Annotated in this window: 9 protein-coding genes; 3 read left to right on the plus strand and 6 right to left on the minus strand. The window is 66.3% G+C overall.

Annotation, left to right across the window (positions count from 1 at the left end):
- Positions 1-30: 30 nt before the first annotated feature.
- The 5 genes from ACSMEV_RS06455 to ACSMEV_RS06475 all read right to left on the minus strand — a co-directional run bounded on the left by ACSMEV_RS06455 (position 31) and on the right by ACSMEV_RS06475 (position 7460).
- Positions 31-1974: a methyl-accepting chemotaxis protein gene (locus ACSMEV_RS06455; protein WP_459207701.1), complete on the minus strand. Its 1944-nt coding sequence runs from the start codon at positions 1972-1974 to the stop codon at positions 31-33.
- 121 nt (positions 1975-2095) lie between these two features.
- Positions 2096-4039 (minus strand): methyl-accepting chemotaxis protein, encoded by a 1944-nt coding sequence (locus ACSMEV_RS06460; RefSeq protein WP_459207702.1) that lies wholly within the window; start codon positions 4037-4039, stop codon positions 2096-2098.
- Positions 4040-4221: 182 nt separating this feature from the next.
- A complete protein-coding gene (gene cueR, locus ACSMEV_RS06465; protein WP_459208296.1) occupies positions 4222-4620 on the minus strand; it encodes a Cu(I)-responsive transcriptional regulator in 399 nt (132 codons plus the stop codon).
- Entirely contained in the window at positions 4620-7019 is a 2400-nt protein-coding gene (locus ACSMEV_RS06470) for a heavy metal translocating P-type ATPase (RefSeq protein ID WP_459207703.1), read from the minus strand. The genes cueR and ACSMEV_RS06470 overlap by 1 nt, the downstream gene beginning before the upstream one ends.
- A 54-nt stretch (positions 7020-7073) precedes the next feature.
- A complete protein-coding gene (locus ACSMEV_RS06475) occupies positions 7074-7460 on the minus strand; it encodes a hypothetical protein (RefSeq protein ID WP_296269374.1) in 387 nt (128 codons plus the stop codon).
- Between the two features lie 148 nt (positions 7461-7608).
- Between ACSMEV_RS06475 and ACSMEV_RS06480 the strand changes: the two genes are divergently transcribed.
- The 3 genes from ACSMEV_RS06480 (at position 7609) to ACSMEV_RS06490 (ending at position 10558) form a co-directional block, all read left to right on the plus strand.
- Complete coding sequence (locus ACSMEV_RS06480; protein WP_459207704.1) at positions 7609-7806, plus strand: heavy-metal-associated domain-containing protein; 198 nt, start codon at positions 7609-7611, stop codon at positions 7804-7806.
- Positions 7807-8202: 396 nt separating this feature from the next.
- The gene (locus tag ACSMEV_RS06485; RefSeq protein ID WP_459207705.1) at positions 8203-9378 is read left to right on the plus strand and encodes a multidrug effflux MFS transporter; all 1176 of its coding nucleotides are present in this window, start codon (positions 8203-8205) and stop codon (positions 9376-9378) included.
- Between the two features lie 469 nt (positions 9379-9847).
- Positions 9848-10558, plus strand: a complete 711-nt coding sequence (locus ACSMEV_RS06490; protein ID WP_459207706.1) for an ArsR/SmtB family transcription factor — start codon at positions 9848-9850, stop codon at positions 10556-10558.
- 7 nt (positions 10559-10565) lie between these two features.
- Here ACSMEV_RS06490 and ACSMEV_RS06495 read toward each other — a convergent pair whose 3' ends face one another.
- The gene (locus tag ACSMEV_RS06495) at positions 10566-11513 is read right to left on the minus strand and encodes an adenosine deaminase (protein WP_459207707.1); all 948 of its coding nucleotides are present in this window, start codon (positions 11511-11513) and stop codon (positions 10566-10568) included.
- Positions 11514-11540: the final 27 nt, after the last annotated feature.

Genomic DNA, 11540 nt, shown 5'->3' on the forward strand with positions numbered 1-11540 from the left:
CGGGGAGGGTCGGCACCGCCGGCCCGTCCCTCAGGTGCGGAACCGTCGCACCAACGCATCCAGCTCGTTGGACAACCCCGCCAGGCTCTGCGAATCCTGCCGCGCCGCCTGCGCCAGTTCGGCCACCAACTGCGCATCACCATGGATCTGCGCGATGTGCCGGTTGATGTCCTCGGCCACCTGGTGCTGCTCTTCGGCGGCGGTGGCAATCTGCGTGTTCATGTCGCGGATCACGTCCACCGAGTCGCGGATCTGCCCGAAGCTGTCACGCGCCATGCCGATGCGCGTCACCGACTGCACCGACACCTCCAGGCTGGCATGCATCTGCCCGGCCACTTCGGCGGTGCGGCTGGCCAGGTTGCCCAATAGGCCGTCGATCTCGGCGGTGGAGTCGGCGGTGCGTTTGGCCAGGGCGCGCACTTCGTCGGCCACCACCGCAAAGCCGCGGCCTTGCTCGCCGGCCCGCGCCGCTTCGATGGCGGCGTTGAGCGCCAGCAGGTTGGTTTGTTCGGCGATCGAGCGGATGGTGCCGAGGATCGACTGGATGGCGTTGCTGTCGCGCTCCAGTTGCTGGATCGACTGCGCCGACTGCTCGATCTCCTGGCTCAGACGGTCGACGCTCGACACCGCCGCATCGATCTGCGCCTGGCCCTCGCGGGCCTGCAACTGGCCGCTGTCGGCCGACTGCGCGGCCTGGCTGCACGAGCGCGCCACTTCGTTGGCCGTGGCGACCATCTCGTGGAAGGCGGTGGAAACCATATCCACCGCCTCGCGCTGGCGCCCGGCCGCATCGGCCATGTCGCCGGACACCCGGGTGGCGTTGGCCGAGGAACTGAGGATCTTGCTCGCGGACACGCCGATGTTCTGGATCAGGCTGCGGATGGCACCGAGGAACTGGTTGAACCAGCCGGCCAACTGCGCGGTTTCGTCGCGCCCGCGCACTTCCAGGCTGCGGGTCAGGTCGCCTTCGCCCTGGGCGATGTCTTCCAGGCCGCTGCTGACGCTGTTGATCGGCCGCACGATGAGCTTGGCGAAGGTCGCGCCGACGATGGCGAACAGCACCGCCAGCACCAGGGCGATGGTGCCGATGACCCAGCTCAGGCGGGTGGCGCTCTGCATCACTTCGCCTTGCTCGATCAGGCCGATGAAGGTCCAGCCCAGTTGCTCGTCGGGGTAGACGTTGGCCATGTAGCGCACGCCTTCGATTTCCACTTCCTGCATGCCCTTGCCGGCCTTGGCCAGGGTCGCATAGTCGCCGCCCAGGCTGTCGAGCTGCTTGAAGTTGTGGCTGGCGTCGTGGGCGTCGACCAGGATGTTGCCGTTGTTCTCCACCAGCATGAGGAAGCCGCTCTCGCCGAGCTTGATCTTCTTCACCATGTCGGTCAGGCCGTTGAGCGAGACGTCGACGTTGATCACCCCGCCGTTGGCGCCGAAGGTGTTGGCCACGGTCATGCCGGTGGCGATCAGCGTCATGTCGTCGGGGGCCCAGTAGTAGGCGGCCGAACGCACCGGTTTGCCCGGTGCGCTCATCGCCGACTTGTAGAAAGGGCGCACGCGTGGATCGTAGCCGTCGAGCTTGTCGCTCTTCGGCCAGCCGACGTAACCGCCATCCGACACTGCGTAAGAAACGTAGGCGTAGGCCGGGTGGGTCTTGGCCATGCGGTCGAACGCCGCCAGCATCTCTTGCGAGGGAGCGGTCAGTTCGTAGGACGGCTTGGCCGCCATGTACTTGTTGAGGTCGGCGCCTGCCGCTGCGAGCATCGGTTGCGCGGCCAGATACTGGACGTTTTCGTCGATGCCCTTGAAGAAGAGGCTCATGGCATTGCCGACTTGGCGAATCTCGCGGCTGCTGTTTTCCACGAAATCGTCGCGTGCTTCGTCGCGCAGGTTGAACACGACGATGGCCGCGACCACGGCGATCGGCAAACCGGCGATGACGGCGAAGGCCCAGGTGAGTTTGTGCTTGATGTTCATCTACTACGCTCCGGCTTGTTGTTGTCTGGCAAGGCAGTGGTGTGGGCGAAGCAACGATTGTCGTGTAGAGCGTATGCAGCACGGTTGACGCACGCCGGTCAGGGCGCGCGCCAGGTTGGTTTCAGGTGCGGAAACGCTTGACCAGCGTGTCCAGTTCGTTGGAGAACCCTGCCAGGTTCGCCGAGTCCTCACGCGCCGAATGGGCCAGTTCCGCGACCCGTTGCGCATCGCCGTGGATCTGCGCGATGTGCCGGTTGATGTCCTCGGCCACCTGGTGCTGCTCTTCGGCGGCGGTGGCGATCTGCGTGTTCATGTCGCGGATCACGTCCACCGATTCGCGGATCTGGCCGAAGCTGTCGCGTGCCATGCCGATGCGCGTCACCGACTGCACCGACACTTCCAGGCTGGCGTGCATCTGCCCGGCCACTTCGGCTGTGCGGCTCGCCAGGTTGCCCAGCAGGCCGTCGATCTCGGCGGTGGAGTCGGCGGTGCGCTTGGCCAGGGCGCGCACTTCGTCGGCCACCACCGCAAAGCCGCGGCCTTGCTCGCCGGCCCGCGCCGCTTCGATGGCGGCGTTGAGCGCCAGCAGGTTGGTCTGCTCGGCGATCGAGCGGATGGTGCCGAGGATCGACTGGATGGCGTTGCTGTCGCGCTCCAGTTGCTGGATCGACTGCGCCGACTGTTCGATCTCCTGGCTCAGGCGGTCGACGCTCGACACCGCTGCATCGATCTGCGCCTGGCCTTCGCGGGCCTGCAACTGGCCGCTGTCGGCCGACTGCGCGGCCTGGCTGCACGAACGCGCGACTTCGTTGGCGGTGGCGACCATCTCGTGGAAGGCGGTGGAGACCATGTCCACCGCTTCGCGCTGGCGGCCGGCGGCGTCGGCCATGTCGTTGGAGACTCGAGTGGCGGTGGCGGAAGCTTCGAGGATCTTGTTCGCTGAGCCGCCGATGTGCTGGATCAGGCTACGGATCACGCCGAGGAACTGGTTGAACCAACTGGCCAGCCGCGCGGTTTCGTCGCGGCCCTGTACCGTCAGGCTGCGGGTCAGGTCGCCTTCGCCCTGGGCGATGTCTTCCAGGCCGCGGCTCACGCCGTCGATGGGGCGCACGATGACGTTGGCGAAAGCGGTGCCCGCCAGCGCGAAGAGGCCGGCCAGCACCAGGGTGATGATGCCGATCAGCCAACTCAGACGGGTGCTGCCCTGCATCACTTCACTTTCCTGGATCAGGCCGATGAAGGTCCAGCCCAGGGTGTCGTCGGTGTAGACGTTGGCCATGTAGCGCTCGCCGTTGAGTTCGACCTCATGCCGGCCCTTGCCGGCCTTGGCCAGGGTCGCGTAGTCGCCGCCCAGGCTGTCGAGCTGCTTGAAGTTGTGCGCGGCGTCGTGGGGATCGACCAGCACGTTGCCATTGCGCTCGACCAGCATCAGGTAGCCGCTTTCGCCGATCTTGATGTTCTTCACCAGGTCCGTCAGGCCATTGAGCGACACGTCGATGTTGACCACGCCTCCGCTACTGCCCAGGGGGTTGGCCACCGTGCGCACGGTGCTGATCAGCACGGCGTCGTCGGCGGCCCAGTAATAGGCGTCGGTGCGCAAGGTCTTGCCGGGGTTGGCCACGGCCAGCTGGTACCAGGGCCGCGGGCGGGGGTCGTAGCTCGACAGTTTCTGCCCGGCCGGGTAGCCCACGTAGCCGCCGTCGGACACGGCATAGGCCATGTAGGCGTACTGCGGGTGGCTGGCGCCCAGTTGCTGGAGCAGCGCCAGCACGCGCTGGTCCTGTTCGCCCAGTACGTTGGAGGCGTCGGCGGTCAGGTACTTGTTGAGGTTGCTGCCCGAGGCCGCCAGCAGCGGCTGCTGGGCCAGGAACTCGACGTTCTGGTCGATGCCCTTGAAGAACAGTTGCATGGCGTTGCTGACCTGACGGATTTCCCGGGTGCTGCCGTCGACGAAAGCGTCGCGGGCGTCATCGCGCAGGTTGACGATCACCAAAACGGCGACCAGAACGATGGGCAGGCCTGCGATCACAGCGAAGGCCAAGGTGAGTTTTTGTTTGATATTCATTCACGCTCCAGACATCGAGTACGGAGCGAACGTCGCCCGTGTCAGGGCATCGGCAGACGACCGTTTTGGTAAAGGTGAATTCGCCCGTTCATTGGCTCCGGTCGTTCCTGGAACTGGATGTGTCGTATTCAGAGTAGAGGCGGGCCGGCGGGCACGTGCCGGCCCGGGATTCGCGCGCCCGTTCAGTGGCCGTGCCCCTGGGCCAGGTCTTTGAGGATGGGGCAATCTGGGCGATCGTCGCCCTGGCAGCCGGCGACCAGTTCGCCCAAGGTGTCGCGCAGGCTGTGCAGTTCGGCGATGCGCCGGTCCAGGGTCTCGATGTGGCGCTGGGCCAGGGCCTTGACGTCGGCGCTGGCGCGTTGGCCGTCCTGCCAGAGGGTCAACAGGCGCGCCACTTCGTCCAGGGAGAAACCCAGGTCGCGGGAGCGCTTGATGAAGGCCAGGCGGTGCAGGTCTTCGGCCTGGTACAGGCGGTAGCCGCTGTCGCTGCGCGCAGCCGGGGCGAGCAGGCCGATGGCTTCGTAATGGCGGATCATCTTGGCGCTGAGCCCGCTGCGGCGGGCGGCTTGACCGATGTTCATCATGGGTGCTCCGAGGGAAGTGCGGCAGGGCGCCAGGTGTTCAGCCACAGGGCGTTACCCACCACGCTGACGCTCGACAGCGCCATCGCCGCACCGGCCAATACGGGGTTGAGGTAGCCCAGGGCCGCCAGGGGAATGCCCACCAGGTTGTAGATGAACGCCCAGAACAGGTTCTGGCGGATCTTGGCGTAGGTCTTGCGGCTGATCTCCAGGGCCGCCGGCACCAGGCGCGGATCGCCGCGCATCAGAGTAATGCCGGCGGCCTGCATGGCGACGTCGGTGCCGCCGCCCATGGCGATGCCGATGTCGGCCGCAGCCAGGGCCGGGGCGTCGTTGATGCCGTCGCCGACCATCGCCACCACGCCATCGGCCTTGAGCCGGGCCACATGGGCGGCCTTGTCGGCGGGCAGCACTTCGGCGTGCACGTCGTCGATGCCCAGGGCCTGCGCCACCACTTGAGCGCTGCCGCGGTTGTCGCCGGTCAGCAGGTGGCTGCTGATGCGTTGCGCATGCAATGCCTGAATGGCCTGGCGTGCACCGGGCTTGAGGCTGTCGCCGAAGGCGAACAGTGCCAGCAGGCGCGGCGTGGGGCCGCGTTCGACCAGCCAGGACAAGGTGCGGCCTTCGCCCTCCCATGTATGGGCGTCGCCGGCCAGGCGGTCGGCGCTCAGGCCGGTTTCCTCGAGCAGGCGGCGGTTGCCCAAGGCCAGTTCCCGGCCCTCCACGCGCCCGGCAATGCCGCGTCCGGTCAGCGACTGGCTGTCCGCCACGGGCGGCACCTCCAGCCCTTGCTCGCGGCACTGTTCCAGTACGGCCTTGGCCAGCGGATGTTCGCTACCGCGTTGCAGGGCACCGGCCAGGCGCAGAGCGTCGTCGAGGTCGCCCTGGGCGGCCTGGCTGTGGACGATGCGCGGGGCGCCGGAGGTGAGGGTGCCGGTCTTGTCGAACACCACCCGGTCGACCGCATGGGCGCGCTCCAGCGCTTCGGCATCCTTGATTAGAATGCCGTGCCGGGCAGCGACGCCGGTGCCGGCCATGATCGCCGCGGGGGTCGCCAGGCCCAAGGCGCAGGGGCAGGCGATCACCAGCACGGCCACGGCGTTGATCAGCGCCGCGTCCAAGGCTGCGCCGCTCAGCCACCAGCCGAGCAGGGTCAGCAGCGCCAGTACCAGCACGGTCGGGACGAACACCTGGCTGACCCGGTCGACCAGTTTCTGGATCGGCGCCTTGGCCGACTGGGCGTCCTCGACCAGTCGGATGATCCGCGCCAGCACGGATTCGGCGCCTAGCGCCTGGGTGCGCACCACCAGCCGACCTTCGCCGTTGATGGCGCCGCCCGTCACACGGTCGCCAGGCTGCTTGGGCACCGGGAGGCTTTCGCCGCTGATCAGCGCTTCGTCGGCGTGGCTATGGCCTTCGAGCACTTCACCGTCGACCGGGAAGCGTTCGCCCGGTTTGACCAGCACTTGATCGTCCAGACGCAGTTGGTCGATGGCGACCGTTTCCTCGCGACCCTCGACCAGACGCACCGCACGTTCCGGGCGCAGCGCTTCCAAGGCACGGATGGCGCTGGCGGTCTGGCGTTTGGCGCGGCTTTCCAGGTACTTGCCGAGCAGTACCAGAGCGATGACTACGGCGCTGGCTTCGAAGTACAGGTGCGGCTGCATGCCGGCATCGGCCGTGGCCCACTGATACAGGCTCAGGCCATAGCCGGCGCTGGTGCCCAGGGCGACCAGCAGGTCCATGTTGCCGGCCCCGGCGCGCAGGGCTTTCCAGGCGGCGACATAGAAACGTGCGCCCAGTACGAACTGCACGGGCGTAGCCAGCGCGAACTGCGCCCAGGCCGGTAGCATCCAGTGCACACCGAACGGCTGCAGCAGCATTGGCAACACCAGGGGCAAGGCGAGCAACACGGCGATCGATACCGCTAGACGCTCGTTGCGCAAACGGCGCTGGGCGTACGCAGCGTCGTCGTTATCGGCATGGGGCAGGCTGGCGTTGTAACCGGCCTTGCTTACCGCATCGACCAGCTGTGCATCGTCAAGGCTGGCGATCAGCTCGATGTGCGCACGCTCGTTGGCCAGGTTGACGCTCACCTGGCGCACGCCCTGGACCTTGTTCAGTGCGCGTTCCACACGGCCGGCGCACGAGGCGCAGGTCATGCCGCCGATCTGCAATTCCAGGGTACGGACCGGCACTTGATAGCCCGCCGTATGCACCGCTTCGAGCAGGGCCGGCAGGCTGCCAGCGGGCGCTTGCACGCGGGCCTGTTCGGTGGCGAGGTTGACACTCACGCCCTCGGCGCCGCTGACCTTGGCCAGGGCGCGCTCGACGCGGCCGGCGCAACTGGCGCAGGTCATGCCGACGATGGGCAGTTGGAAGGTGGTGGATGCAGACATGGCGCTCACTCCCGGTATCAGGCCGTCAGCTTCAACCTTGCCATGCGGGTAAGGTCAATAGCCCAAGCCGGCGCGGGTCAGGTGAAGACCGTCCTGGCTGATGGCGATACGGTACTTGTCGATCTGTCCGGCCTTGAGGTTCAAACGCTGGTTGCGCTGGTTCTCCAGCCCCGCGCTGCACCCCGAGACCTGCCCCGGCAGCAGGCGCAGGCGCACGTCCACCGGGCCCGGCGGCAGGTTGAAGGCGGTCGATTGCTCCTGGAACAGCCGCCCGGACAACTGGTCGTTCAGGTAGATGCCGATCTCGCAATTGGTCGCCACTTCCAGGCGGCTGCGGGAAATGATCAGCACGCTGTACTGCGCGTTGTCTTCGGCGCTGGCCGGGAGGGCGCTGGCCAGCAGGCCCAGCAGTCCGAAAACACCCAATGCTGCCCTGATCATGAAAGGTCTCCTGCCGATGCGCTCGTCGAGCGCCCAGCTTGGCCGAGCCGCGCGCGGATTGCCAGCCCGGTGAAACATTGCCCCTTGACCTTGCCGCCGTGGCAAGGTCGAGACTGCCCCTCAACCCACTCCAGCGAGGTGACGAGCGATGCAAGTATTCAACGTGCAAGGCATGACCTGCGGCCACTGCGTGAAGGCCGTGACCCAGGCCGTTCAGGCCGAGGATGCGGGCGCCAAGGTCGAGGTGGACCTGGCCGGTAAGCAAGTGTGTGTGGACAGTCGATTGGCGGGTGAGCGGATTCTGGAGCTGATTCGGGAAGAAGGGTATGCGGCGGAGCTTGCTTGAGGCTGGATTTCGCGCACGGCCTGAACGATGAGCTGGCCACCCTCCAGGACTGTCCAGCGGAGCGGCCCATGACAGGTGGGCCAGCATGACCGCCGCCCTAGGGATGCCGAACTCTGTGGGAGATCCCATGCTTGCAGCCAAATCCTCCTGACGATCACGACTGTGCTGGAGCGTCCGATTCTGTGCTCCGATCAGCCGCGATGGCCGCTCCAACCGCATTCCTGTAGGAGCGGCCGGTTCGGCGCTCCGATTAGCCGCGATGGCCGGCAGCGCCGGCCCAACAGCCACAACGCCTCTCTTCCCCGCTCCCCCTACCCACCTAGGGACAGGTTTCCCCCCTCGGCCCCGCCAGGAGGAGTAGACTGAGCCGTTTGCTTAGCCTGCTACGGATTACCGATGAACCTTCGAACAGTACTCATCCTGGGCGCACTCAGCGCGTTCGGGCCTTTGGCGATCGACTTCTACCTGCCGGCCTTTCCGGCCATGGCCCTGGCTTTCGCCACGGACGCCGAACACATCCAGACCACCCTGGCCGTGTATTTCCTCGGTCTGTCCCTGGGCCAACTGGCCTATGGCCCGGTGGCCGACCGCTACGGCCGGCGCGGGCCGCTGCTGTTCGGTGTCGGCCTGTTCGTGGTGGCCTCGCTGGCCTGCGCCTTCGCGCCCAACCTGGAGACGCTGATCGCCGCGCGTTTCGTCCAGGCTCTGGGCGGTTGCGCCGGTATGGTGCTGTCGCGGGCCATCGTCAGCGACACGTGCGATGCTGTGCAATCGGCCAAGGTCTTCTCGCAATTGATGCTGGTCATGGGCCTGGCGCCGATTCTCGCGCCCATGCTCGGCGGTGTGCTGGTCAACAGCGCCGGCTGGCAGGCGATCTTCCTAATTCTGGCGTTGTTCAGCGGCGCCTGCCTGGCGGCAGTGGCGCTGGGCCTGCCGGAAAGCATGCCGGCGCACATCAAGCGCGCACCGCTGTCCGGCGCAGGCAGCGCCTACCTGCGCCTGCTGCGTGAGCGTGTCTTCGTCGGCCACGCGCTGACCGGCGGCATCGCCATCGCGGGCATGTTCGCCTACATCGCCGGCTCGCCCTTCGTGTTCATCACCTTGTATGGCGTGCCGGCCGAGCATTACGGCTGGCTGTTCGGCATCAACGCGGCGGGGTTCATCCTAACCGCGCAGGTCAACGCGCGTCTGCTCTCGCGGCTGGGGCCTGCGACGCTGCTGGCGCGTGCGGTGTGGGTCTATCTCGGCAGCGGTCTGGTGCTGCTGGCGATGGCCGTTCTGCACCCGGTGCAGTTGTGGCCGCTGCTGGTACCGCTGTTCGTCTGCATCGCCAGCTTGGGCTGCATCGTGCCCAACGCTTCGGCTTGCGCCATGGCCGGTAAAGGCGCTCGCGCCGGCAGCGCCTCGGCCCTGATGGGCTGCCTGCAGTTCAGCGTGGCCTCGGCCGCCGCCGCGTTGGTCGGCGTGCTGGCCGACGGCAGTGCGGTGCCCATGACGCTGGTGATCAGTTTGTGCGGTGCCCTGGTGGTGACCGCGGCGTACCTGACCCGGCGCTGGCAGGCCAAGGCCTGAGGATCGATCGACTCTGCGTACGTCGGCCTCGGACGTACGCAGGGCTATCGGTGCAGCTGCGTTGCCTGCTGTAGATGTGTCTGTTTTTGCTGCAATACCTGTGGAAGCAGGCTGTCGGCAATGTCTATCTCCAGGCCCCATAGCCTGTTTGCGTAATACCGTCTGCCACTTGGGCCTAAGGCCCATTGCCGATTGCTGGCAGTGGAGACGTTTCCTCTATGGGTGATGTCACCCTCTGCATTTCCGCCGCTGTGCTGTGCCTACCCGGCCGCAGACGCCGACGGCTGCCGGCTTATACTCGGCCCCGACAGGCTACCCGGGCGGTCGCCCTGGCCCTTCCCAGGTGCCGAAGTGCGGCAGGTGGCCAGGGACGTTCGAAAACCCTCTCAATTCCCCTCAGCCAGCGTGTATCAGGCGTCGTGCAGGCCCTGATCGGCGAATCACTATCTCGTAAGGGAGCAGCGCAGATATGAAAGCAGTGAGCAGCATCAGCCGTATTGCCAGCCTGATGGCCGATCCCAAGCGCAGCGCCATGCTCTGGGCCTTGATCGACGGCACGCCGCGGCCCACCGCCGAGCTGGCGATGATGACCGGGCTGACCTGCTCGTCGGCTTGCGCGCACCTCTCGCTGTTGTCCACAGCCGGTCTGCTGCGGCCGGAGTCGCGCGGGCGCAAACGCTACTTCCGCTTGGCCACGCCGGAGGTCGGTGCTGCGGTCGAGGCATTGGCGAACCTGGTGGTCGACCCCGAGCAGTCGCGCCGCGGCACCTTTCCTTTGCAGATTCCGCTGGCCATGCGCCGGGCGCGGCTGTGCACCGACCATTTGGGAGGTGAAATCGCGGCCGAGCTATACCAGCGCCTTATGGACGCGGGTTGGCTGGAGCGCCATGGCGAACAGCTGTTGGTGACACCCTTGGGTAGGGTGGAACTGGAAAGCATCGGCGTCTTCATCGATGCCCTGGCGCCCCAGCACAGCCGGGGAGGGGTGGTGTGCCATTGCAGCGAATGGAGTGACCAGGGCCCGCACCTGGGCGGCGTGCTGGGGCGAGCCTTGTTCAAATTGTTCGTGCAGTCGGGCTGGGTGCGCGAACAGGAGGGCGGGCGGGCTTTGCAGACCACGCCCCTGGGCATTCAGCAAATCAGCCGCATTGCCCGGGTCGATAATCTGCAAGTGGGCTGAGCCCGGCTCAGACCAGGCGCGCGTCCAGGCTGTTCTGCGCCAAGCGCTTGGCCTGGTCTTCGGTCATGCCGAGGTGTTGATGCAAGGCATGGAAGTTTTCCGTCACATAGCCACCGAAGTAGGCAGGGTCGTCGGAGTTGACCGTCACCTTCACGCCGCGATCGAGCATGTCGAGGATGTTGTGCTGGCTCATGTGGTCGAACACGCACAGCTTGGTGTTGGACAGCGGACAGACGGTCAGCGGAATCTGCTCATCGATGATGCGTTGCATCAGGCGTTCGTCTTCGATGGCGCGCACACCATGGTCGATGCGCTTGATCTGCAACAGGTCGAGGGCTTCCCAGATGTACTCGGGCGGGCCTTCTTCGCCAGCGTGCGCCACCGCCACCAGGCCTTCGCCACGGGCGCGCTCGAACACGCGTTGGAATTTGCTCGGCGGGTGGCCTTGCTCGGAGCTGTCCAGGCCGACGGCGACGAACGCGTCGCGGAAGGGCAGGGCCTGGTCGAGGGTTTTCTGCGCTTCTTCTTCGCTCAGGTGGCGCAGGAAGCTCAGGATCAGCCCGCTGCTCACGCCCAGTTGCTGTTGGCCGTCACGCAGGGCGTGGCGGATGCCGTTGAGCACCACTTCGAACGGAATGCCGCGGTCGGTGTGGGTTTGCGGGTCGAAGAACGGTTCGGTGTGGATCACGTTCTGCGCCTTGCAGCGCAGCAGGTAGGCCCAGGTCAGGTCGTAGAAGTCCTGCTCGGTCTGCAAAACCCCGGCGCCTTGGTAATAGAGGTCGAGAAATTCCTGCAGGTTGTTGAAGGCGTAAGCGCTGCGCAGCGCTTCGACGTCGTTCCAGGGCAGGGCGATCTTGTTGCGTTCTGCCAAGGCGAACAGCAACTCGGGCTCCAGGGAGCCTTCGAGGTGCATGTGCAATTCGGCCTTGGGCAAGGCATTGAGCCAGTCATACATGGGGTGGGTCTCGATCAGGAACGGTTG

This window comes from Pseudomonas sp. MLB6B (assembly GCF_054508135.1).

Excerpts from the sequence above, each read along its gene's own strand:
- ACSMEV_RS06455 (WP_459207701.1), bottom strand. The coding sequence starts at position 1,974 with ATGAACATCAAGCACAAACTCACCTGGGCCTTCGCCGTCATCGCCGGT.
- ACSMEV_RS06460 (WP_459207702.1), bottom strand. The coding sequence starts at position 4,039 with ATGAATATCAAACAAAAACTCACCTTGGCCTTCGCTGTGATCGCAGGC.
- cueR (WP_459208296.1), bottom strand. The coding sequence starts at position 4,620 with ATGAACATCGGTCAAGCCGCCCGCCGCAGCGGGCTCAGCGCCAAGATG.
- ACSMEV_RS06470 (WP_459207703.1), bottom strand. The coding sequence starts at position 7,019 with ATGTCTGCATCCACCACCTTCCAACTGCCCATCGTCGGCATGACCTGC.
- ACSMEV_RS06475 (WP_296269374.1), bottom strand. The coding sequence starts at position 7,460 with ATGATCAGGGCAGCATTGGGTGTTTTCGGACTGCTGGGCCTGCTGGCC.
- ACSMEV_RS06480 (WP_459207704.1), top strand. The coding sequence starts at position 7,609 with ATGCAAGTATTCAACGTGCAAGGCATGACCTGCGGCCACTGCGTGAAG.
- ACSMEV_RS06485 (WP_459207705.1), top strand. The coding sequence starts at position 8,203 with ATGAACCTTCGAACAGTACTCATCCTGGGCGCACTCAGCGCGTTCGGG.
- ACSMEV_RS06490 (WP_459207706.1), top strand. The coding sequence starts at position 9,848 with ATGAAAGCAGTGAGCAGCATCAGCCGTATTGCCAGCCTGATGGCCGAT.
- ACSMEV_RS06495 (WP_459207707.1), bottom strand. The coding sequence starts at position 11,513 with ATGTATGACTGGCTCAATGCCTTGCCCAAGGCCGAATTGCACATGCAC.